This window comes from Pelobacter seleniigenes DSM 18267, assembly GCF_000711225.1.
Classification (GTDB): Bacteria; Desulfobacterota; Desulfuromonadia; order Desulfuromonadales; family Geopsychrobacteraceae; genus Seleniibacterium; species Seleniibacterium seleniigenes.
The window spans coordinates 932,241-953,767 of the sequence record NZ_JOMG01000002.1 but is presented as its reverse complement, the minus strand read 5'-3'; the positions used below and the strand labels follow the sequence as shown (position 1 = coordinate 953,767).

21 protein-coding genes are annotated in these 21,527 nt (G+C 57.0%); 8 read left to right on the top strand and 13 right to left on the bottom strand.

The genetic code is table 11. The features are described from left to right. Positions 1–50 precede the first annotated feature (50 nt). The gene (locus N909_RS0107125) at positions 51–623 is read left to right on the top strand and encodes a DUF2726 domain-containing protein (RefSeq protein ID WP_155005887.1); all 573 of its coding nucleotides are present in this window, start codon (positions 51–53) and stop codon (positions 621–623) included. A gap of 18 nt (positions 624–641) precedes the next feature. On the opposite strand, the gene N909_RS0107120 is transcribed toward N909_RS0107125, so the two are convergent. Further along, positions 642–1,292 (bottom strand): flavodoxin family protein, encoded by a 651-nt coding sequence (locus N909_RS0107120; RefSeq protein ID WP_029913458.1) that lies wholly within the window; start codon positions 1,290–1,292, stop codon positions 642–644. 175 nt (positions 1,293–1,467) lie between these two features. Here N909_RS0107120 and N909_RS0107115 point away from each other — a divergent pair, with 175 nt between their 5' ends. Further along, positions 1,468–2,349, top strand: coding sequence for a DMT family transporter (locus tag N909_RS0107115; protein WP_029913456.1), 882 nt, complete (start codon positions 1,468–1,470; stop codon positions 2,347–2,349). 11 nt (positions 2,350–2,360) lie between these two features. On the opposite strand, the gene N909_RS0107110 is transcribed toward N909_RS0107115, so the two are convergent. The 6 genes from N909_RS0107110 to N909_RS0107085 all read right to left on the bottom strand — a co-directional run bounded on the left by N909_RS0107110 (position 2,361) and on the right by N909_RS0107085 (position 8,286). Next, positions 2,361–2,588 (bottom strand): hypothetical protein, encoded by a 228-nt coding sequence (locus N909_RS0107110; RefSeq protein ID WP_029913453.1) that lies wholly within the window; start codon positions 2,586–2,588, stop codon positions 2,361–2,363. 95 nt (positions 2,589–2,683) lie between these two features. Beyond that, positions 2,684–3,301: a YigZ family protein gene (locus N909_RS0107105; RefSeq protein WP_029913449.1), complete on the bottom strand. Its 618-nt coding sequence runs from the start codon at positions 3,299–3,301 to the stop codon at positions 2,684–2,686. 50 nt (positions 3,302–3,351) lie between these two features. Further along, entirely contained in the window at positions 3,352–3,843 is a 492-nt protein-coding gene (gene lspA / locus N909_RS0107100) for a signal peptidase II (protein WP_029913445.1), read from the bottom strand. Position 3,844: 1 nt separating this feature from the next. After that, positions 3,845–6,625: an isoleucine--tRNA ligase gene (ileS, locus tag N909_RS0107095; protein WP_029913442.1), complete on the bottom strand. Its 2,781-nt coding sequence runs from the start codon at positions 6,623–6,625 to the stop codon at positions 3,845–3,847. Positions 6,626–6,767: 142 nt separating this feature from the next. Continuing rightward, positions 6,768–7,559, bottom strand: coding sequence for an ElyC/SanA/YdcF family protein (locus tag N909_RS0107090; protein ID WP_051689584.1), 792 nt, complete (start codon positions 7,557–7,559; stop codon positions 6,768–6,770). A 70-nt stretch (positions 7,560–7,629) separates the two neighbouring features. Then, positions 7,630–8,286, bottom strand: a complete 657-nt coding sequence (locus N909_RS0107085; protein ID WP_029913436.1) for an endonuclease III domain-containing protein — start codon at positions 8,284–8,286, stop codon at positions 7,630–7,632. 145 nt (positions 8,287–8,431) lie between these two features. On the opposite strand from N909_RS0107085, the gene N909_RS0107080 reads away from it, so the two are divergent. The 5 genes from N909_RS0107080 (at position 8,432) to radC (ending at position 13,471) form a co-directional block, all read left to right on the top strand. Continuing rightward, positions 8,432–10,963 carry a helicase C-terminal domain-containing protein gene (locus N909_RS0107080; protein ID WP_029913434.1) on the top strand — a complete coding sequence of 844 codons (2,532 nt, stop codon included), beginning with the start codon at positions 8,432–8,434 and terminating at the stop codon, positions 10,961–10,963. A gap of 10 nt (positions 10,964–10,973) precedes the next feature. Next, positions 10,974–11,591 (top strand): GDSL-type esterase/lipase family protein, encoded by a 618-nt coding sequence (locus N909_RS0107075; protein WP_084167562.1) that lies wholly within the window; start codon positions 10,974–10,976, stop codon positions 11,589–11,591. Positions 11,592–11,721: 130 nt separating this feature from the next. Beyond that, positions 11,722–12,219: a ferritin-like domain-containing protein gene (locus N909_RS0107070; RefSeq protein WP_029913428.1), complete on the top strand. Its 498-nt coding sequence runs from the start codon at positions 11,722–11,724 to the stop codon at positions 12,217–12,219. Between the two features lie 6 nt (positions 12,220–12,225). Further along, complete coding sequence (locus tag N909_RS0107065; RefSeq protein ID WP_029913426.1) at positions 12,226–12,744, top strand: hypothetical protein; 519 nt, start codon at positions 12,226–12,228, stop codon at positions 12,742–12,744. A gap of 43 nt (positions 12,745–12,787) precedes the next feature. Next, entirely contained in the window at positions 12,788–13,471 is a 684-nt protein-coding gene (radC, locus tag N909_RS0107060; RefSeq protein ID WP_029913424.1) for a RadC family protein, read from the top strand. 40 nt (positions 13,472–13,511) lie between these two features. Here radC and N909_RS0107055 read toward each other — a convergent pair whose 3' ends face one another. Together N909_RS0107055 and N909_RS0107040 are read right to left on the bottom strand one after the other, a co-directional pair. Beyond that, positions 13,512–14,873 (bottom strand): sigma-54-dependent transcriptional regulator, encoded by a 1,362-nt coding sequence (locus N909_RS0107055; protein WP_029913419.1) that lies wholly within the window; start codon positions 14,871–14,873, stop codon positions 13,512–13,514. Positions 14,874–15,769: 896 nt separating this feature from the next. Continuing rightward, entirely contained in the window at positions 15,770–16,240 is a 471-nt protein-coding gene (locus N909_RS0107040; protein ID WP_029913416.1) for an HAD family hydrolase, read from the bottom strand. Positions 16,241–16,617: 377 nt separating this feature from the next. Here N909_RS0107040 and N909_RS0107035 point away from each other — a divergent pair, with 377 nt between their 5' ends. Further along, a complete protein-coding gene (locus tag N909_RS0107035) occupies positions 16,618–18,540 on the top strand; it encodes a sensor domain-containing diguanylate cyclase (protein WP_029913413.1) in 1,923 nt (640 codons plus the stop codon). 4 nt (positions 18,541–18,544) lie between these two features. Here N909_RS0107035 and N909_RS0107030 read toward each other — a convergent pair whose 3' ends face one another. The 4 genes from N909_RS0107030 to sucD all read right to left on the bottom strand — a co-directional run bounded on the left by N909_RS0107030 (position 18,545) and on the right by sucD (position 21,520). Next, the gene (locus tag N909_RS0107030; protein WP_029913408.1) at positions 18,545–19,084 is read right to left on the bottom strand and encodes a P-loop NTPase family protein; all 540 of its coding nucleotides are present in this window, start codon (positions 19,082–19,084) and stop codon (positions 18,545–18,547) included. Positions 19,085–19,297: 213 nt separating this feature from the next. Continuing rightward, positions 19,298–20,086, bottom strand: coding sequence for a M90 family metallopeptidase (locus tag N909_RS0107025; protein ID WP_029913405.1), 789 nt, complete (start codon positions 20,084–20,086; stop codon positions 19,298–19,300). A 38-nt stretch (positions 20,087–20,124) separates the two neighbouring features. Next, a complete protein-coding gene (gene ppnP, locus N909_RS0107020; RefSeq protein ID WP_029913401.1) occupies positions 20,125–20,439 on the bottom strand; it encodes a pyrimidine/purine nucleoside phosphorylase in 315 nt (104 codons plus the stop codon). Between the two features lie 208 nt (positions 20,440–20,647). Further along, positions 20,648–21,520, bottom strand: coding sequence for a succinate--CoA ligase subunit alpha (gene sucD / locus N909_RS0107015; RefSeq protein WP_029913398.1), 873 nt, complete (start codon positions 21,518–21,520; stop codon positions 20,648–20,650). Positions 21,521–21,527 lie beyond the last annotated feature (7 nt).

Here is a 21,527-nt window from a genome sequence, read left to right as displayed (position 1 = left end):
TGGTATATGCAAGGTGGCGACTTTGAGTGATTGTCAGTCTGGAGGTTGTTTTGACCTGGATTGTTCTGTTTTTCGCTATCCCGCTGTTTGTGTATCTAACCTTTAAAATGAACTCGGGCTCCGCAGGTTCTTTGCCTCCTGTTTCTTGTGCCAAGCAACAGGTTTTTCTGTCTTTTGCCGAAAGGGATGTGCTTGGTCTGCTGGAGCAGATCCTGGGTCCGTCTTATCGTATTTTTGTCAAGGTCCGGTTGGCCGATCTGGTGGTGATCAGGGCGGGGCAGGAGCCGCGACAGAGATCCGTTGCGGCCGGGATGCTGGCCCGCGAAACCGTCTCTTTTGCCATTTTCGATCAGGCCCAGAAAGCAATTGTCGCCGTCATCGATCTGGCCGAAGGCGGCGACCAACATAAGCTTCGTAATGAATTTGTCGATCAGGCTCTGGGTTCAGCGGAAATTCCCTATGGGCGGATTCCCTTGCAATTGTCCTATTCGAGCCAGGAGATCGAAGGGCTGGTCACTGCCCTGCTGAAGATTGAAGGCCGGGCCGTGGTTGAGAATGAAGAACAGGTTAGTCTCAACCATGGCGCCGACCAACAGGACTCTGCACGTTTCGGGGGGCGATAACCGCTGAAAAGAAGCGAATCAGCTCGTTTGGGCCAGTTTTATCCCCAATTGGTAAGCTCTGCGACAATCTTCGGGAAATGCTTCCGCCTTGCGTTGTTTCTTGTAGGCCGGGTCTGCATATTCCATCACCATTTTGGAAAAGTCGTCAACCTGACAGGTATCGTACGCACAGATGGTTTCGGCCGAGCCGAGGATGCGGGCAAAGTAGTCCTCGATAATCTGGAACTGGACCGGGTATTGACGCTCGATGCTCCCCTGCTCGCTGAGGTTCATGGTGTAGATCAGTGCGGTTTTAAGTTTTTTGGGAAACCGGGAGCTGGGTGGTTTGGTATAGACCATGGGCGCAAACAGCAGGCGCTCCATGAAGCTGCGGGCTTCGCCGGTGACACTGGCAAGATAGATGGGTGAGCCGACCACCAGGACATCTGCCTGCTCCTCGATCTTATCCAGGACCGGAGTCAGATCGTCGCGCATGGCGCAGCGGCCCTCTGATTTGCCGTTCACGGTTTTGCAGGCCAGGCAGCTGACGCAGCCCTTGAAGTTGAGGTCGTAGAGGTGGATCAGTTCGGTTTCGGCGCCTTTGCTGGCGGCTCCTGCCAGGGTCTGTTCGAGCAGGGTTGCGGTATTCCACTTTTTACGGGGACTGGCGTTGATGGCGATAATTTTCATGATTCGTAACCTTTTTTGCTGGTGATAAGAATTCTGCGGAGTAAACTTTTCAAATTGTCGGGCTCGCTTCGGGATCATAACCAACCACGGCGTATTTTTCCAGCGGCTGCCAAAGCGATCCAGTTTGCGTTTGCCCCATTCATTGTTTATTGCCTGCTGTCCGGAGATTAGTTTTTTGAACGCTTCAGCTTCCTCATTTCCCCTGTTTCGCCTGTTGTTCGGCTCGCTTTGTATCAGTTTTTCCCCGGTGTTTATCAAGCTTGCGGCGGTTGATCCGGACTTGGCCGGGTTTTATCGGATGCTGTTTGCGGTGGGCGGACTGCTGGTGCTGTTACTGCTGCGCCGGGAATTGCCGCGCGTGCCGGGGAAAATTCTCTGGTTGCTCGCCGCTTGCGGAATTGCTCTTGGTTCTGACTTCATGTGCTGGCATCGCAGTATTGAACTGATCGGGCCGGGGCTGGCCACCCTGTTGGGAAATTTTCAGGTGTTTTTTACGGCGTTTTTCTCCTGGCTGGTGCTGAAAGAGAAGATCAGCGGGCTGTTTATCGTGGCGGTGGTGCTGGGTGTGGCCGGGCTGTTTCTGATCACCGGAGTCGATGCAATTGTTTTATCCAGTGACATCAGGCTCGGGCTGCTGCTGGGGGTGTTCACTGCGCTGGCTTATTCGACCTTCATCATGCTCATGAAAAAAGCCGTGACCGGCAACAAGCTCAGTGGCGTTTCGGTCATGCTCTGGATCAGCCTGTTCTGTATGACTTATCTGGGCGCGATCTGCCTGGCCAAGGGAACCTCGTTTGCCGTGGCCGAAACGTCATCCCTGCTGGCTCTGGCCGGGGTCGGCATTTTGGGCAGTACCCTCGGTTGGTCACTTCTTTCCTCTGCCCTCAAAATAGTGCCTGCCTCGATTGCCGGTTTGGTCATGTTGCTGCAGCCTGCCCTGTCTTTTATCTGGGATATCCTGTTGTTCAAGCGGCCGACGGGGTGGCTCGACTATGTCGGGGTATTGATGATTCTGACGGCAATCTATCTGGGAACCTTGCGTAACCAGCCGAAATAGCTCCCGGCCATTCAGTTGGGCCGGGTTGTTTTTTCGTCTTCAAGCTGATGACGGATTCTGCGGGTGATGAAGATCGGCAGATAGGAGCGGATGGTGGCTTCCGGCAGAATCTCACTCAGCTGTTTCTCATAACGGGTTCGGATCAATCCACACCGATCAGGAAACTGATCACAGAGCACTTCAATGGCATTTTCGTGCTGATTTTTTTCCACGTCGTTTTTAAACAGGGTCGTGTCCATTGTTGACTCCTTGGGTACGAATTTCGACTCGACCTTTTTAACAGTGGATTGTTAGGATTATGTTAGCGTTTTAACCGAAATCAAATAATTCTTGCTCAGGGGTTTTCCGGAAAGTTGATCTGCCCGGCACTCAGGTCGGTTAAGCGGGTTCGCAGGGCGGTCAGCTGCTCCTGGGCGACCCGGATATGCAGCACGACCTGGGCTGCGAATTGCTGTTCGAGAATGGTTGCTTCATAGTCGGGAAGCAGCCGTTCGATGCTGCTCAGAAGGGGGTAAGCGCAGCTGAACCTGAGTTCTTCCCAGGCGATTTTTTCAGCGACCTCCAACTGCTCAAGAGCGCTCTGGACCGCTTGGGTGTAGGCTTTGACCATCCCTCCTTTACCCAGTTTGATGCCGCCGAAAAAGCGCGTCACCACCACGGCCAGATCGCCCAGGCCGCTGTGTTGCAGGGCGGTGAGCAGCGGCTTTCCGGCCACGCCGTGCGGTTCGCCGTCATCGCTCAGGCCGATCCGGTCGCTGCTGCCGGGCGGTCCGCACAGGTAGGCCCAGCAGTTATGGTTGGCGGTGGGGAACTCTTGTTTGAGCCGGGCGACAAAGTCCTGGGCCTGGTCCGGGGTTTCGACCATTTCGATGCTGGCGATGAAACGACTGCGATTGACTTCGATTTCACAACGGCAGGGAGCTGCCGGGATGGGATAGCGAGTCCTGGACATGATGGCTTCAGTCCCCCCTCCTCCCGGCTGGGAAGAGGGGGCGCGTGAGGTTAGGGAGTTGGCTGCTGCTTGCGCTGTTTCTCTTCGTGCCAGGTGCAGAGCAGCATAATGCCGACGCCGATGCAGATGGCACTGTCCGCGACATTGAAGGCCGGCCAGTGGTGGCTGTACCAGTGGGCGTCCAAAAAGTCGATCACCTCGCCGAAGCGCAGCCGGTCGATCATGTTGCCGACCGCGCCGCTCAGAATCAGCCCCAGGGCGGTCAGCTGCCATTGCTTGTCGGCGGCAAGCCGCCGGCTGTACCAGAGGATGCCGATGATGGCAATACTGGAGATGGCAAGAAAGAACGGCAGCCGGAAGCCACTGTCTGCCAGCATACCGAACGCCGCACCGGGATTGCGGACATAGGTGATATGAAAAAAGTTTTCAATCACCCGGTGCGACTCGCCGATGGCAAAATGAGTATCGATATAGCCCTTGCTCAGCTGGTCGAGGATCAGGCTGAACGCTGCGGCCAGGGCAAAACTCCGGTATTTTTTCATGTCACTCCGCAGCCAGGGCTGCTGCACACCGGGCGCAGACAGTCGGATGTTCAGCGGTTTCGCCGACCGTTGTTTTGTAGTTCCAGCAACGTTCGCATTTTTCCCCTTCCGCAGCCTGAATCAGGATTTTCAGATCCGGGATCTGTTCGGCGGCGTGGCCGTCGTCGAGCTGTTCCCGCATCTCAACCTGGGAGACGATGAAGTAGGCCGGAAGCAGGTCCTGATACTGAGCCAGCAGGGCTTGCAGGTTGGCCGGGACCTGGAGGACGACTTTGGCTTCCAGGGACTGGCCGATGCGTTTTTCCGCGCGGGCTTTTTCCAGCTGGCGGGACACTTCCGAGCGCACCTTGCGCAGCTGCTCATAGCGTTCTTCCAGCTCATCGTCGATGTAGCCCTTGATAGCGGCGGGGAATTCGGCCAGATGGACGCTCGCTTCGCGTTCGCCCGGCAACCGCTGCCAGATTTCATCGGCGGTAAAGGTCAGCACCGGGGCGATCATCCGGGTCAAGGCATCCAGAATCCGGTACATGGTCGAGCGGGCGCTGCGGTATTCGATACTCGACTTCGGACTGGTATAAATGCGGTCCTTGAGGATATCGAGATAGAAGGAACTCAGATCGCCGCTGCAGAAGTTGTGCACCGCATGATAAAAGGTGTGGAACTCATAGCTATCATAGGCCTTGGCGACCCGTTGGCCGAGCCGTTCCAGGCGGGCCAGGGCCCAGCGGTCGAGTTCGAGCAGATCGGCGTCAGCAACCATGTCCTGGCTCGGTTCGAAGCCATTGAGGTTGCCGAGCAGATAGCGGGCGGTATTGCGGATGCGCCGGTAAGCGTCGGAGAGCCGCTGCAGGGTTTCCTGGCCAAGACGGATATCATCCCGGTAATCGGTGGCCGAGACCCACATGCGCAGGATTTCGGCTCCGTACTTCTGGATGATTTCTTCCGGGGCGATGACATTGCCCATGGATTTCGACATCGGCCGGCCGTCCTTGTCGAGGACAAAGCCGTGGGTCAGGACCGATTTGTAGGGAGCCCGGTCCCTGGTGCCGACCGATTCGAGCAGGCTCGAATGGAACCAGCCGCGATGCTGGTCGGAACCTTCCAGATACAGGTCAGCCGGGCTGCTTAATTCTTCACGGTGTTCACAGACCGCAGCGTGGGACACCCCGGAGTCAAACCAGACATCGAGAATGTCGGTTTCCTTGGTGAACTTATCATGACCGCAGGCCGGGCAAACAGTTCCCGGTGGCAGCAGCTCGGCGGCATCTTTTTCAAACCAGATATCGCTGCCCGTTTCTTCAAACTGATCGGCGATGTAGTGCATGACTTTGCCGTCATTGAGTGCTTCGCCGCACTTTTCACAGTAGGCGATGGTGATCGGCACTCCCCAGCTGCGCTGGCGACTGATACACCAGTCCGGCCGGCCGGCAACCATGTTGTAGATCCGGTCACGACCCCAGGACGGGATCCACTCGACCCGGTCGATTTCAGTCAGGGCTTTTTGGCGCAGGTCGTTGTGATCCATGCTGATGAACCACTGCTCGGTGGCCCGGAAAATAACCGGTTTTTTGCAGCGCCAGCAGTGCGGGTAACTGTGCTCGACCGAGCTTTCATAGAGCAGCGCGCCGACTTCGGTCAGTTTTTCGCTGACCGCCCGGTTGGCGTCCTGCAGTTTCATCCCGCCGAACAGTTCCAGATCTTCCCGATAACGACCGTAATCATCAACCGGATTGTAAATCTCCAGACCATATTTGAGACCGACCAGGTAATCGTCGTGGCCATGCCCCGGCGCCGTGTGCACACAGCCGGTGCCGGCTTCCAGCGTGACATGGTCGCCGAGCATGATCAGCGAGTTGCGCTCATAGAAGGGATGTTTGCAGTTCTTGTTGTCGAACAGGGCGGACTCAAAGGTGGCGGCCACCTGGTAATCCTCGATCGCGAGGGTCTTCAGGACTTTTTGATAGAGGCCTTCGGCCATCACCAGCCGTTCCGCCCCGGTGTCGACCGCCACATAAGTCAGCTCCGGGTTCAGACAGATCCCCAGGTTGGCGGGGATGGTCCAGGGGGTGGTGGTCCAGATCACAAAGCTCAGCGGCTTGTCGCCAAGTTGCGCCAATGACGCCGGCAGTTCGTCGACATAGGGGAACTTGACGTAGATGGAGGGTGAACTGTGATCCGCGTATTCCACCTCGGCTTCGGCCAGGGCGGTGACGCAGGAGGTACACCAGTGGATCGGTTTTTTCCCTTTGAAGAGCGAGCCTTTTTCTGCCAGTTTGGCCAGTTCCCTGGCTGTGGCCGCCTCGTAGTGGGTGGTCATGGTCAGGTACGGATCCTGCCAGTTGCCGAAGATGCCGAGGCGCTGAAATTCCTCACTCTGGGTTTGAATCCAGACCTTGGCATATTCGCGGCATTCCCGGCGGAAGTCGGCTTTGCTCAGCTCGCGTTTTTTCTTGCCGAGCTTTTTGTCGACCATCAGTTCGATGGGCAGGCCATGGCAATCCCAGCCCGGCACATAGGGGGTGTAATAACCCTGCATGCGTTTGCTTTTGACAATAATGTCCTTGAGGATTTTATTGAGCGCATGGCCCATGTGAATATGCCCGTTGGCATAGGGAGGGCCGTCGTGCAGGATGAAGCTCTGCTTGCCCTGGTGGGCTTTTTCCAGTTGCTCGTTCAGGCCGATCTGTTGCCAGTGGGCCAGGATTTCCGGTTCCCGGTTGGGCAGGTTGGCGCGCATTGGGAAGTCGGTTTCGGGAAGATTTAAAGTCTCTTTATAGTCCATGCCGTTCTCTCCGCAGGGATGGGTGATTCAGAGTGAAAACTAATCCGGCAGGCTAACAAATGCGGCCTTGAAGTTCAAGGGGAAAGGCCCGAAACTCCGGCGTTAAGATCTATTTTTTGCGGGTTTGAAACTTTCCGGCGGGTCAGTTGTCGGTTGGGCTGTCCTTAATCTGCCCCATGAGTCTGGCCCAGAGCAGGCCGAGCTTTTCATGGGCCCAGTACTCGGTGTCGGCCAGGGTTTTGCTGGAAGGGAAGGTCCACCAGCTTTTGATCGGTTTGCTCAAATGCTCGGTCGGAGCCGGCTGGGGGTCGAGGCCGGCACCCCGGAACAGGCCAAGCGCCCGTTGCATGTGCATGGCCGAGGTCACCAACACCAGTCGTGCCACCGGGAAGACCCGGGCAAGCAATTGGGCTTCTTCAATGGTATCGCGCGGGCCCTCAAAGGTCAGGATGTCATGGTCGGGGACCCCGAGTTCCAAGGCCAGCTCGCGCAGCTTGGCCGGATAGGAGACCGCATCTGCCGGCGTGCCGCTATAGCCGGTAAAGACCAGTTTGCTACCGGGGTTGAGGCGATAAATGCGGATGCCTTCCACCAGTCGAACAATGCCGTCGGGACTGATTTGGCTGGTCAATGGCTGGTTTGCAGTGGACTGGTGCCAGCTGCCGAGAACAACGATATAGTCGGCCGGGAGATCCTGCTGGGAATAACTCGGGACGCGATTTTCAAAATTGCTGATCAGGCGATGGCTCAACGGAGCATAGCTGCTGATAAAGAGCAATCCGGTTGCCACGCAGACCAGCAGAATGCCGAACCAGCGGGTCTTGCGCCGCAGCATGAAGAGCAGAGCGCCGAGCAGCAGCAACAGGGTGAGGGGAAGCGGCAAGAGCAGGTTGCCGAGAAACTTTTTCAGCAGGAAGAGGTAGTGGTTGATCATCGCTGCGTCCGTTTAAGTCAGAATCGGTAAAAAGGGAATATCGGCACCCTAACGCAGAATCCTCAATAGATCAAGTTAACGCTTTGGGATAACAGCATAAATCGGCCAGAGGACAAGCCGGACAGAGAGGCTTGGTGCGGCAGAATTCCTTGCAGTGCTGCACGATCAGGGCGTGATATTCATTGTAGAGTTCGACCTCGGCAGGCAGCCGGGCCATGAACAAATCCCTGATTTCGGCATACTTTTCCGCGCCCTGAAGAATACCGATGCGGCTGAACAGCCGCCTGGTATAGGCATCGACCACAAAGGACAGGTGCTGCCCGGCATAGAGCAGGATCGAATCCGCGGTTTCCGGACCGATCCCTTTCAGGCTGAGCAGTTCGCTGCGGATGTGGTGGCTGTCCTGCTGCAGCATGGCCTCGAGGCTATCCTGGTAGTGGGTTTGCAGATGGTGACAGAAGCCTTGCAGGCGTTCGGCTTTCTGGCGAAAGAACCCGGCCGGGCGAATCAGTTCCTGTACCTCGGCGGCAGACAGGCGCAGCAGCGCCGCACAGCTCAGGGCGTCGGCCCGGCGCAGGTTGGCAATGGCTTTTTCCACATTGCGCCAATTGGTGTTCTGGGTCAGAAACGCGCCGATCACCACCTCAAACGGAGAATCGGCCGGCCACCAGTGGCGCTGACCGTAGGTTTTCAGCAGGATTCGGTAGATCTGCAGCAGCTCGGGCATGGTGATTTCCTCTCTGGAGATTGCCTGTAGGGTAGCAGATTTGCAACAGGGGGCACAATGCTCGAGCTGATCGACAGGGACAGCGGATCGGGGTCTTGTAATTAAGTGTCCCATTCCTGTCTCGCTTCCACTATAATCCCGACCCATGCTTGATTATTTTTCCCCTGACAGTATCGACCAGATCCGTTATGCCATTGCCCAGGCCGACGGCAATGAGGTTTTTGTGCTTGGCCAGACCGATGCCGAGCGGCGCATCGTGCAGGTCGAGGTTCTGGCTCGTGGTTCTGAAAGCGCGGTTCCCGCCATTCTGCAGACCTGTGGATATGGGGATATCGTTATCCACAACCATCCTTCCGGGGTGCTCAAACCCTCCTCTGCGGATATCTCCGTAGCCGCACAATTCGGGGCTTTGGGGGTCGGTTTCTACATTGTGAATAACTCTGTGGATAAGGTGTACAGGGTTGTGGAAGCCTTTGCCGACAAGGACCGGGAGCTGATTACTCCTGAGGCAGTCGGTCAACTGCTCGGCCCCGCCGGGATGATCGCCTCCAAGCTGCCCGACTACGAAGAGCGCCCTGAGCAGCTGCGTATGGCCTTTGCGGTCAGCGAGGCGTTTAATCGGGAGCAGCTGGCGGTGATTGAAGCCGGGACCGGGACCGGCAAAAGCCTGGCCTATCTGGTGCCAGCTCTGCTCTGGGCGCGGGCCAATCGCGAGCGGGTGGTGGTTTCGACCCGCACCATCAACCTGCAGGAGCAGCTGATCCGCAAAGATCTGCCGTTTCTGGGGAGGTCTACCGATCTGGAATTTTATGCGGTTCTGGTCAAAGGACGCAGCAACTATTATTGCCTGCGTCGCGGCGAAACTGCCGGGCGGGAACCGGGCCTGTTCGATCAGGATCTGGTCGAAGAATTTCAGCAGATCGCCCAGTGGGCGGAGACTACGGCCGACGGGTCGCGGGAAGACCTGTCTTTTATCCCCAACTATCAGGTCTGGGAAGAGGTCTGCTGCGAAGCCGATCAATGTGCCCGAGTCAAGTGTGCGCACTACAGCCGCTGTTTCTTCCACAAGGCCAGACGCCAGGCGGCGCGGGCCGATATCCTGGTGGTCAATCATGCTTTGTTGTTGTCGGATCTGGCCCTGCGCCAGCAGACCGACAACTATTCGGCGACCGCGGTGTTGCCCCCTTTCGAACGGATTATCCTTGACGAGGCCCACCACCTGGAAGATGTTGCGACCAGTTATTTTTCGTCCCAGGTGACCCGCTTTACCTTTGCCCGGGTGCTGCATCGGTTGCGTCATCCGCGCAAGGCCAATCAAGGGCTGCTGCCGCGTTTCCTGGATCAGCTCTCCAAAGAGCTGCCGCAGACCATGGACGAGCTGTACCGGCCGCTGCATGCCGAGATCGAATCCTTGCTGGTCAAGCGCCAGCAGCTGCTGGAAGAATCCCTCGATGAACTGCAGGGGATCGGCGAGTGGTTGCCGGGTGCCCTTGGCAAAAAGGTCACCGACAAATTTGAACTCAAGCACCGGGTCCTGCCCGAGTTTCGTGAAAGCCATCTCTGGGTGGAGTTGTGTGAACGGGTCGAGCGGTTGCGCAGGGGCTGCCAGGAGCTTGCCGACAAGCTGGCGGGCCTGCTGCGCCTCTGTGAACCCCTGCCGGACGCGGTTGCCGAAAAGCTCAATCCGACCATGGTCGACCTGGGCGGGATCGCCGGTCGCCTGGAAGGCCTGGCCGCCGATCTCGGTTCGTTTCAGGCCGCCGCCGACACCAGCTGTGTGTGGATCGAGATTCGCGAAGGGCGGGTTGGCCGCGGCAAGGGGTTGATCACCAGTCTTTGCCAGGCGCCGCTGGAAGTGGCCGATAGCCTCAACAAGGCCCTCTATCAGCGTTTTCGGACCCTGGTCATGACCAGCGCGACCCTGGCCGTAGCCGGAGCGTTCGGTTATTTCCATTCCCGGGTTGGTCTCGACCGGGTTGAGCCGGGGCGGTTGCGCGAGCTGGCCTTGGAATCTCCCTTCGATTACCAGCGTCAGGCCCTGGTGGCGATACCTACCGACCTGCCCGAACCGGGGCGGCCGAACTTTGCCGCCGCCGTCCGCGATGCGGTGGAAAAGGCGGTACTGTGCAGCCAGGGGCGGAGCTTTGTACTGTTTACCTCCTATGCCTTACTTCGCCAGGTGCATGACGAACTGGCCCCGGTGCTGCAGGCGCAGCGGCTGCATTGTTTGCGTCAGGGGCAGGAGAACCGCCACCGGCTGCTCAAACGTTTTGCCGAAGACGAGACCAGCGTACTGTTCGGGACCGATTCCTTCTGGGAAGGGGTCGATGTGCCGGGGCGGTCTCTCGAGCAAGTGATTATCGCCCGCCTGCCTTTTAAAGTGCCGACCGAGCCGGTCCTGGAAGCGCGTGCCCAGGCCATTGAACAGCGCGGCGGCGACCCATTCATGGAATATACCGTGCCCCAGGCCGTGATCCGTTTCAAGCAGGGGTTCGGCCGGTTGATCCGTCACCGCAATGATCGTGGCGTGGTGCTGATTCTCGATAGCCGGGTGGTTAAAAAAGGCTACGGACGGATGTTTCTGCGCTCTTTGCCTCCGGCTCGGACTGTCCGGGGTGACAGCCACGAGGTGTTCAGGGCGATCGGGGATTTTTTCAAACCGGAGCTAACAGACTAAGGGGGAGCTGATGATGAAAAAGCTGGTTGGGCTGCTGGTAGGGACGCTTTTGCTGAGCGGACTCTGGGCCTGTGACAACAAGCAGCAATATCTCACGCCGTTGCGTCCGAATGACGTCATCCTGGCCTTCGGCGACAGTTTGACCAAAGGAGCGGGGGCGGCTCCGGAATTGAGCTATCCCGCCCAGTTGAGCCGGCTGATCGCGCGCAAGGTGATCAACGCCGGCATCTCCGGGGAAACCAGCGACGAAGGGGCACGCCGCCTGCCGGGATTGCTGGATGACGTAAAACCGGATCTGGTTATCATTTGCGAAGGCGGTAATGATATCCTGCGCAAGCAGGACCGCGGACAGTTGCAGGAGAATCTGCGCCGCATGTACGAAGCGGCCCATCAGCGGGATATCCAGGTGGTGATGATCGCGGTTCCGCAAATGGGGCTGCTGGCCAAGGATCTGGACCTCTATCGCCAGCTGGCCGAAGAGCTCAAGTTTCCCCTGCTGGAAGATCGGTTGGGGGAGCTGCTCTTTGATCGCAGCTATAAAAGCGATGCGGTCCATCTCAATGCGCAAGGATACCGTAAGCTTGCCGAAGCTGTGGCCGATCTGTTGAAAAGCCGCGGTGCAATATAGCTTCGCAGCGACCATCCTGTTGCGCTGAAAGTGACTCAAGTTCAGTGGGTTAAGTGATTGACAAGCGGCTGGGCTCGGCTATTTTTAAAAGAGAGAACGTGCTGAGCAACCTTTGCACAAGGAGGGTCCTATGCCGCAGGAATTCATTCATCAGGAAGCGATCAAACAGGCGGTTGAGAGTGCCAAACAGATCATGTGCTTTTATCGAAAGGCTGCGGAGATGGTTGCGGATGAAGGTGGAAAGAGGGTCTTCAACCGCCTGGCCGATGAAAAAAGGGCGCATGTCGAACGTTTTTTCCGCTATTACAAAGGGACTGAATTCGGCAGCTTTGACGAATTTATCGTGACCCCCTGCAATGAGGAGGCCGCGGTCGTGAAAGAACTCGACGGGATTATCAGCGAGGAAGTCAAAGAACGCAAGGCGCGGGAGATCGCCCTTGGCAAAGAACAGCAGATGGAACGGATTCTGCGCAGCAAAGCGAAGAATATCGTTGATCCCGGGGTGCGGATCGTTTTTGAGCAGCTGGCCCTGGAAAGCCAAAAGCATTTCGCGGTGATTGAATCGGAATACGCCCGGTTCATGGGGATGCCCCATGAGACCGATATCGATACCTATGTGAGGGAATAGTCAGCTATGAAATATCTGTCTGTGACGGTCCTTGTTCTGGCGGCCAGCTTGGCTGCTGCGCTGTCGGTATCCGCCCAGGACAAGATCGAGGCCGAATACCAGCGCATCATTAACGAACGTTGCAGCCAGTGCCACACGCCGGCGCGCATTGAGCAAGCGCTGCAGCGGGGTGAGAATATCGATGAAATCATCACCAAGATGATCCGCTTCGGGGCGCGGCTCGATGATCGTGAAGCAGAGGTCATGGGAATCTTCTGGACTGCAAAGCAGGCGGCGCTCAAGAGTGCTTCGCCCGCATCGCCTCTGCCTCAGGCTGATCCTTTAGGAGAATACCGGGCCATTCTGGAGCGGCGCTGCACCGGCTGTCACAGCCTGGCACCGGTGGATCGGGCCATGCGGGACGGACGTTCTCTGAATGAATTGCTGGATCTGATGGCGGCCCGCGGGGTGATTATCAGCCCGGCGGAAAAGAGTGTGCTGGGGACCTTTTGGGGGACTCCGTTTAAAGCGGATTTGCCGCAATAAACTGAAATCATTAACCTGACAATTGAATGCCGAGGAGGGGGATATGCGGCGGATTAAAGATTGGCCGGCGGACGAGCGTCCGCGGGAGAAATTACTTGCGTCTGGAGCCGAGAAACTGACCGATGCCGAATTGCTGGCATTGATCATTCGTACCGGGGACGGCTCCGGGAAAAACAGCGCGGTCGACCTGGCGCGGGCGCTGCTCAGCCGGTTCGGTTCGTTTCGGCAACTGGCTGCAGCCAGTATCAGCGAACTTTGTCAGCAACCCGGCATCGGTCCGGCCAAAGCAGCGGAAATTCAGGCGCTGTTCCAGATCGGCCGGCGTTTTGCCGATCAGCGCCTGCAGCCGGGCCAGCCTTACCGGTCATCTCAGGATGCCTTCCTGCATTTCCATGAACGACTCTGCGATTACCGCAAAGAGGTGTTTGTCGCTCTGTTGTTGGACACCAAAAACCGGCTGTTAAAAGAGGTGCGCATCTCCGAAGGGAGTCTGAATGCGAGTATTGTCCATCCGCGGGAAGTCTTTGCCCCGGCCCTCAAGGAAGCGGCAGCCGCCATCCTCTTTGTCCACAACCACCCTTCCGGCGACCCGACGCCGAGCCGCGAAGATCTCAATATTACCGAACGGTTGAAACAGGTGGGCGAGTTGATGGGAGTGCGGGTGCTGGACCATGTCATTATCGGCAAGGGGGAGTATGTCAGCCTGGCTGACCGGGGGCTGCTCTGAGCCAGGCCGGCGAAGAAGCCTCCGGCGTGGCGACAGGGGATCATTCGATCTCGTAATCCTTGATCTTGTACATCAGTGAGCGCAGGCTGATTTCCAGCAGCTGGGCGGCCTGGGTCCGGTTGCGGTCGGTTTTTTTCAAGGCCTTGCGAATATACTCTTCTTCCAGCCGCCGGGTGGCGACCTTCAGGGAGTACTCTTCCGCATCGAAACCTCCCGGGGGGGGCTGCCTCATGCGCAGCGCGGGCAGGTCCAGCTGTTCACCGTGGCTGAAGATGAGGGCTTTCTCAATATAGTTTTCCAGCTCGCGGACATTGCCGGGCCAGGGATAGCGGGTCAGCGTCTGTTTGGCCTCTTCGGTCAACTGCGGGCAGGGCCGCTTCTCCCGCTGGCAGCTCTTGGCCAGGAAATATTCGCTCAGCTTGACGATATCTTCAGGCCGTTCGCGCAATGGCGGCAGGTGCACATCAACCACGGCCAGGCGGTAATACAGATCCTGGCGAAAGGTTCCTTGCTGGACCGCACCCTGCAGGTCGGTGCCGGCGGCGGCAATCACCCGGGTATTGATTTTTTCCGAGCGGGTGGCGCCCACCTTCCTGATTTCACTCTCCTGCAGAACCCGCAACAGTTTTGGTTGCAGCTCCAGGGGCAGGTCGGCAATCTCATCCAGAAACAGGGTGCCGCCGTGGGCGATGGAAAACAATCCTTCCTTATCCCGGTCTGCGCCGGTAAAAGCCCCTTTTTTATGTCCGAATAGTTCGCTTTCCAGCAACCCGGCGGTGATGGCGCTGCAGTTGATGGCCAAAAACTGACCTTTGCGGGCGCTTTCACTGTGCAGGGCTTTGGCGATCAATTCCTTGCCGGTTCCGGTTTCACCGCTGATCAGCACCGGCGAGTCGGCTTTGGCCGCCACTTTGACCAGCTTAAGCAACTGCTGCATTTTGGGGCTGGCATGGATGATGTGTTCGATGGAGAAGTTTTGCTCCTGCTTCGACAGCGCTTGCTTCAATTGCCGGTTTTCAACCTTCAGCTGCTGCCGCTCTTCGGCTTTACGCAGGGTCAGGATGACTTCATCGGGCTTGAAGGGTTTGGAAATGTAATCGTAGGCGCCGCGTTTCATGCATTCCAACGCGGTATCGACGCTGCCATAGGCGCTCATCATGATGATCGTGCTGGTGAGCGCACGGACTTCCGGTTGTTCCAGAAAGGTCAGGCCGTCCATGTCCGGCATGCGGATATCGGAGAGAATGACGTCAAACTTTTCCTTGTAGAGCAGATTGATGGCCTCGGCACCGTTGGCGGCTTCACTGACCCGATACTGGTGCTGCTCCAGAACCAGCCGCAGCATATGACGCATGGAGCCTTCATCATCAATGACCAGAAGATTACGGAATTGCTCTGCCATGGGGTCCCCTCAACAGGAAAGTAACAGTTTTGTTAAGATACCTTTATTTTTGGGAATGATCAATGATCTTCCCCGGTGTGGCGGTGGAGGATGGGAAAAATTGGGAGTTTTTTTCTCACCCCCATCCCGACCTTCCCCCATCAAGGGGGAAGGAGCAAAGGACCAAATTTCATCAAACCATCAGTCCTTCCAAATTTGCAGCCCCTCAGTCCGCCAGTACGAGAAGCGCAGCTTCTCGTCGGGCGCATTCAACGACCATACGGCTAGTAGCGGGCATGCTCCGTGATTAAATGCAACGGTGACCAACCCTGCCGAATGAGCAGCGACCAGAGCATCCCTGAGTCATTTCCGGAACAAACGAAACTCCCGAGCAATCAAAAGGCCATTTTTTTCCATCTTTTTGTTGGCCTGGACAAAAAGATGGGCGGCTGCGGGGCCGCGACCCCGCGACTGTGATTTTGATTTCAGTGTTTTGAAAGTTTTCGGCATGAACGGATACGGTTCGTGAAGCAACCAGAGAAACCGGCGGGTCTCGTCCCGCCAGGCGAGTGACTTTTCTACTTTAGGTCAGAAAAGGCACCAAAAGACCCCGCCCCAATGCCAGCGCCTGGCTGCGCCAGGTCCCTTCCGCTCCACAGGTTTGGGCCGCGCTCGCAAAACTTGCCCAAAAGGGCTGCGAACATTCCTCGCTTACTCCGGCCCAATCCTGTTCCGCTCCAGCGCTGGCAAAAGGGGGATGAAAGTCAGAAGCTAAAATCAATCTTTAGGCCCCGAAAAAGGCAAGCCATTTGACGGGCAACGGGTGGCGATGGTGATTGGTGCGGCAGCTCTGCGTAGGTGTTGGTTGTTTCAGCCCCATCCCGGCCTTTCCCCTTCAATGTGGAAGGCCGGGATAATCAATTGCGCAACGTCGCCACCAACCGTCCCGGATGCAGCAGCAAATCAAGCGCCGCGAGGATATCCCTGGTGACCAGATCCGCCGCCAGGATGGTGGCACTGGCCGCGCCCTCCTCCTGCAGCACCGCAATCCCCAATCCTGCCCCGGCCAGCATGAGCCGGTCATTGCGTCCGTTACCGATGGCCGCTGCTCTGGATGCACCGAGCTGCTGCAGGTAATCGAGTTTTGCCTGGTCTTGAGCCTTGGGGGGAATAATCGACAGCCGACAGGGGATATCCGCCACGGCTGCGGCAACCCCGCCAAACGTATCGGCGGTGATGATATGGATCTGCAGCTGTCCAGCCAACCGTTCAAGCCGTTGGCGAACACCGGCAATGAGCTGGCCGTCGCAGGCGAGGGTGCCGTTGAAATCAAGGACCAGATGGTCCAGTTGCAGGGTTTGATAACCGGGGATGTCAATTGTCAGCATAATAGGTGTCCTGGCTGGCGGTCGGGGTACTTGGTACTGATAACCAATTCTGGCGCAATTAATTGTTCGCAGGCAAGCGCTTGTTGATTCAAGCAGGGCCATTTTCGGCTGTGCAGGAGCTCTTTCCCATGAACTGATTCTGCCTGGGGTCAATTGCTTTTCACTACTGAATCCACTATTGTTGACTATTAACCTTGCTAATATTTTTATTAATTCTGGATTTTTCAGGCTGTCGGCTGCGTTGCCTTCCCAGGCTTTGTATCAAACCGGGTCTCTCTTGCTTTGCCGGTGCCTCAATAACCTCAGGTGAATCCAAGTAGGTTGAAAAAAGATAGCGACGGTTTGCTCTGCAGCGCGAACCGTCAGGAGCCGCGATAATGAATCGAATCTCCCTCTTCACCTCCCGACGCCTCAGCGGCCAAATCCTCAGCAGAGTTTTACTGTTCGGGGTTCTTGTTGTGACGATTGCCACAATCTCCTGCTACTTTCTGGTGTACCACCACAGCAAGGAACGGTCACTGGCGACGATGCGCCAATATATGGTCGAGCGCAAGCAGATTGAGGATCAGCTTTTTGCTGGGGCCTATCATAATTTAACCTTTTTTCGGGACGAGTTCCTTCACCTGTACCTTTCGCCGTTGGACTTTTCGGATGATGAGTTCTGGGCGATGTATTTTGTCGATGGCGATGGGGCCACTCGAATGAAGGAGCAATTCTTTACCGAAAGCATCGAACGCCACCTGGGACGATCCTGGGGGGTGACCAGTTTTATCGGCAACAATCAGTCGGTCGCTTCCCACGATTTCAAGCGCCGGCTGCTCATCGCTTATCTGCTGGTCAATCGCTACGGGCCGGCCTGGGCTGCCCAAGGGGTACTGCATGCCTCTTATCCGGAGAACGCCATCACCATCTATTCCCCGGCGGCACCCTGGGGACTGCAGGCCAAACCGGACCTGCCCATGAACGAACTGGGTACCATCAAGGCGACCTTGCAATCGGAAAACCCCGCGCGGACTCCGGTCTGGACTGGGCTTTATTATGACGAGACGGTCGGGCAATGGACCATTACCTTTGAACTGCCGGTTGACTACCAGGGTCGCCACTTGGTGAATCCCAGCCTGGATCTGTACCTGACCGCCATTATGGAGCGGCTCAACAATGATTCCCTGTCCGGCACCTATTCTCTGATCCTCAGTAAAAATGGCTACCTTATTGCCCATCCCGGCAAACTCAAGGACGAACTGAAACAAAAAGGGCAGCTGTCGCTGGACAAGATTGGCGATCCGGCCCTTGACCGCATCTTTCATCAAGTTGCGCTGGCAAAGCCGGATGCACAAGGCATCTCCGTGACCGAAGATGTCCAGGGAGGCAACTACCTGATCGCCGCAGCGCTGGCCGGACCGGACTGGTGGCTGGTCAGAGTCCTGCCCAAGCAGCTTATTGCCCATGAGGCGCACCAGACTGCCCGCATTGTTCTGCTGTTCGGGTTTCTGCTCTTTGTGGTCTATTATGTCACGGTTTATCTGGTGATCGGCAAACAGGTCAAAGCCCCCCTGGCCAAGCTGCAGCAGGCCATATCCCTGGTGGCGGCCGGAGATTACCAGACCGTGATCCGCTCTTCGCAGCAGCTCCCTTTGGAGCAGCAGAATGAGATCGGCGGGCTGGCCGGAACCTTTCTGGATATGTGTCGTCAGGTCGATGAGGCCCAGACGGATCTGCAGGGGCTGGTGAACAGCCGGACCCGGGAGCTGGAGACAGCCAATGCCCAGCTCAGGGAGTTGAGCCTGCTCGATGGTTTGACCGGCATTCATAATCGCCGCTCTCTGGATCGGGATATCGAGGCCGTATTCAGGCAGGCGCAGCACAATGTTGAATCCTTTTTCCTGCTGCTGGTCGACATTGACCACTTCAAGGCGTTCAACGATATCTACGGGCATACGGCGGGGGACGAAACCTTGCGTGCGGTGGCTCAGGTTATCGCCGCCACCATCCGCAAAGTCGATCGAGCCTATCGCTATGGCGGGGAGGAATTCGCGGTGATTTTCAACAGCGCCGACCAGGCCGCTGCCCATATTTGTGGCGAGCGGCTGGTCGAGGCCGTCCGTAACATGGACATCCCCCACCGCGGCAGCCCCCACGGAATCATTACCGTCAGTGCCGGATTGGTGGGGTATTCCTCCCGCTTTCAATCAGTGACCGACCTGATCGATGTGGCCGATGCCTGCCTTTATCAGGCAAAGGATTCCGGCCGCAACTGTCTGCGGATCAATCTGGCTGCTGACGACAGTCCGACCGGCTGATTGTTCAGGCTGATCGATCCATCTGCAACTCGTTTGGCACCCGTTGCAGGAATGTCTTGATGGCTTTGGGCGAGGTCAGATGCAGCACCTGTTTGGACTGCGCTGCGTCGGCGATCAATTGCCGATACTTTGGCGTCAGCTTGCGGTGGCAGAGCCACAAAACCCGGTAGCTGTTCAACGATCCTTGCCAAATCGGACTGTCCTTGGGCCAACCTTCGGGATTGACAAATACCCCTTTGATGAGCCGTTTGGTGACCCACCAGAAATGCCTGGCCAGGGGAAGATCGATATAGATCAAGGTATCAGCGGCGGCAAAACGCTGCCAGGCAGAACTCACGCAACCAAAACCATCAATGATCCAGCGGGGTTGCTGCAACAGTTCGGCATGCATGGCCAGGTACTCCTGGTGCGGCACTTCGCCGCCGCCGGGGCGGTATTTAATTTGATCAAGGGAATGGAGCGGGAGCCCGGTCAGTTCTGCCAATTGCCCGGCCAAGTGGGATTTTCCGCCGCCGGCATTGCCGAATATGGCGACTTTGTTCATGATCTTGCCTCCTTGGGGATCTGCCCAAGAAGCAAAAACACAAAACCCGCCTCTTGGGCGGGTTGATAAACGGTTTTCACGTCAGCGAACCCACCACTCCTATGGAGTGATGGTCATAATCTGCCGGAAAAAATGGGTTGGGTTCGTGTTCATGAAAGTATTCTGGCGCGCCAGGCAGGCGTTGTCAACGGCAAAGTCAAGTGCGGCCCAGGTTCAGTTTTTTCCGGCCATGCGCAGCGCGGGGTCTTGCCGGTAGTACTCTTTCAGGACCCGATAGAGTTCGGGAGCCTGTTCCATCAGCAAGCTTGGCTGATCAAAAAACTGCTCTGTGGCCACGGCAAAAAACTCGGCGGTATTGGTGCTGCCGTAGGCGTCAAGGAATGACTTTCTACCTTGCCGGGTATCCTGTTGCAGGCGCTGGTATTCCCGGGTGCAGATTTCTACCCAGTCGCGGTATTCGGTGCGGTCGCGCAGCGGCGGGGTTCCGTCGACAGCGCCGTCGAGCATGTCCAGCTTATGGGCAAACTCATGGTAGACAACGTTGTGGCCCAGTTCCGGGTGCCGCCCTTCGTGGAGGGCGGCATCCCAGATGATGATGACCGGGCCATGCAGGAACGCTTGCCCGAGAATCGGCTGCGTCGGATCCACCGGGGCGGTGGTGGTTTCAAAAAAGCCCCGCTGGCGGGGCGGGGGCACCACGGTTGAGGGATAGACAATGATGGACTCGACATTCCGATAATAGTTGTGTTGCAGGCCAAGCAACAGCAGGCAGGCCTGGGCGGAGATTGTCACCCGAATCTCATCAGTCAGTTGCAGACCACCAACCGCTTCCCAATGCTTTTCCGCAATAAATACCTGAATCAAGGCTTGCAGGTGGGCACGTTCATCGTCCTCCAGCAAGCCATAATGGGCAACATTGCGGCGGAGAATGGATTCCCAAAGCTCAGAAAAAGGGGCTGCGGTAAGTTTCTTACGGCGGCGCTTGGTCAGCCAGTCAAACAATACGCTATTCTCTCTTTGTGAATGCGGTGGAGTGTCAATTACTCTTTCATGTAGCTGCAGCAATAGTCGGTGACGCTGTTGATTTTCAACTGAAATTTGGCGTTGGCCGGTACTTCAAATGAATCGCCGGCTTTGATGGCTTGCCAGTCGGACCCAGGCAGCCGGATCTCCAGGTTGCCGGCCAGAATTTCCATCAGCTCTTTGTCTTCGGTGCCGAACTCATATTCCCCCGGCAGCATGATGCCCAGTGTTTTGCGGGTTCCGTCGGCAAAGAGCACGCTCCGGCTGGTGACTTTTCCGTCAAAATAGATATTGGCTTCCCGAACGACTGATACATTGTCAAATTGTGACATCGCAGCTTCCTTTATTTTTGAGGTGATCGTAAATATCTGAGTCTTTTGTTGGTGAGGTTATCTGCGACTGTTTTCTAATCGATCAGAAATAAAAAAGCCAGAGGAAATGACCTGGCTTTTTTAAAAGGCTCAACCTGTGAACGACAACTCGCCGACCAACCGCAATGACCGGACAACCCGGTCATTGCGGTTGGTCGTTGTTTTTGTGCTACGGCTGCCAGACCTTGAGCAGAGCCTCGGCCATTTCGGCCGGGGAGTCGGCGACGCTGATGCCGCATTCTCTGAGGAAGGCTTTTTTGCTGGCGGCATCCCCTTTGCCGCCGGAGATGATCGCACCGGCGTGGCCCATGCGTTTGCCTTTGGGGGCGGTGGCGCCGGCGATGAAAGCGGCCACTGGTTTAGTCATGTGGTCACGGACGTAGGCCGCGGCCTGCTCTTCGGCGTCGCCGCCGATTTCACCGATCATGATGACTGCTTCGGTGGCCGGATCGGCTTCGAACATCTTCAGCACGTCAAGGTGGCTGGTACCGTTAACCGGGTCGCCACCGATGCCGACGCAGGTGGTCTGGCCGATATCGCGGGTGGTCAGCTGCCAGACCGCTTCGTAGGTCAGGGTCCCGGAGCGGGACACCACGCCGACCGGACCGGGCTTGTGAATGTAGCCGGGCATGATACCGATCTTGCATTCGCCGGGGGTGATCACGCCCGGACAGTTGGGGCCGACCAGGCGGGATTTCTTGCCTTCCATGAACTTCTTGACCTTGACCATGTCCAGCACCGGAACCCCTTCGGTGATGCAGATGACCAGTTCGATTCCGGCATCGACCGCTTCCATGATGGCGTCGGCGCTGCCGATAGGGGGGACGTAAATGACGGAAGCGTTGGCCCCGGTCTCTTTGACGGCATCTTCCACGGTGTTGAAAATGGGGAAACCGTCAACCGATTGACCGCCTTTACCCGGGGTTACCCCGCCAACCATCTGGGTGCCGTAATCGCGTGCTCCCTGGGCGTGAAAGAGTCCGGTGGCGCCGGTGATTCCCTGAGTGATGACCTTGGTGTTTTTATCGATGAGGATACTCATGATTCGC

Bases quoted from the DNA above. Each gene is read 5' to 3' on its own strand.
- N909_RS0107120 (WP_029913458.1), bottom strand. From the start codon at position 1,292: ATGAAAATTATCGCCATCAACGCCAGTCCCCGTAAAAAGTGGAATACC.
- N909_RS0107110 (WP_029913453.1), bottom strand. From the start codon at position 2,588: ATGGACACGACCCTGTTTAAAAACGACGTGGAAAAAAATCAGCACGAA.
- N909_RS0107105 (WP_029913449.1), bottom strand. From the start codon at position 3,301: ATGTCCAGGACTCGCTATCCCATCCCGGCAGCTCCCTGCCGTTGTGAA.
- lspA (WP_029913445.1), bottom strand. From the start codon at position 3,843: ATGAAAAAATACCGGAGTTTTGCCCTGGCCGCAGCGTTCAGCCTGATC.
- ileS (WP_029913442.1), bottom strand. From the start codon at position 6,625: ATGGACTATAAAGAGACTTTAAATCTTCCCGAAACCGACTTCCCAATG.
- N909_RS0107090 (WP_051689584.1), bottom strand. From the start codon at position 7,559: ATGATCAACCACTACCTCTTCCTGCTGAAAAAGTTTCTCGGCAACCTG.
- N909_RS0107085 (WP_029913436.1), bottom strand. From the start codon at position 8,286: ATGCCCGAGCTGCTGCAGATCTACCGAATCCTGCTGAAAACCTACGGT.
- N909_RS0107080 (WP_029913434.1), top strand. From the start codon at position 8,432: ATGCTTGATTATTTTTCCCCTGACAGTATCGACCAGATCCGTTATGCC.
- N909_RS0107075 (WP_084167562.1), top strand. From the start codon at position 10,974: ATGATGAAAAAGCTGGTTGGGCTGCTGGTAGGGACGCTTTTGCTGAGC.
- N909_RS0107070 (WP_029913428.1), top strand. From the start codon at position 11,722: ATGCCGCAGGAATTCATTCATCAGGAAGCGATCAAACAGGCGGTTGAG.
- N909_RS0107065 (WP_029913426.1), top strand. From the start codon at position 12,226: ATGAAATATCTGTCTGTGACGGTCCTTGTTCTGGCGGCCAGCTTGGCT.
- radC (WP_029913424.1), top strand. From the start codon at position 12,788: ATGCGGCGGATTAAAGATTGGCCGGCGGACGAGCGTCCGCGGGAGAAA.
- N909_RS0107055 (WP_029913419.1), bottom strand. From the start codon at position 14,873: ATGGCAGAGCAATTCCGTAATCTTCTGGTCATTGATGATGAAGGCTCC.
- N909_RS0107040 (WP_029913416.1), bottom strand. From the start codon at position 16,240: ATGCTGACAATTGACATCCCCGGTTATCAAACCCTGCAACTGGACCAT.
- N909_RS0107035 (WP_029913413.1), top strand. From the start codon at position 16,618: ATGAATCGAATCTCCCTCTTCACCTCCCGACGCCTCAGCGGCCAAATC.
- N909_RS0107030 (WP_029913408.1), bottom strand. From the start codon at position 19,084: ATGAACAAAGTCGCCATATTCGGCAATGCCGGCGGCGGAAAATCCCAC.
- ppnP (WP_029913401.1), bottom strand. From the start codon at position 20,439: ATGTCACAATTTGACAATGTATCAGTCGTTCGGGAAGCCAATATCTAT.
- sucD (WP_029913398.1), bottom strand. From the start codon at position 21,520: ATGAGTATCCTCATCGATAAAAACACCAAGGTCATCACTCAGGGAATC.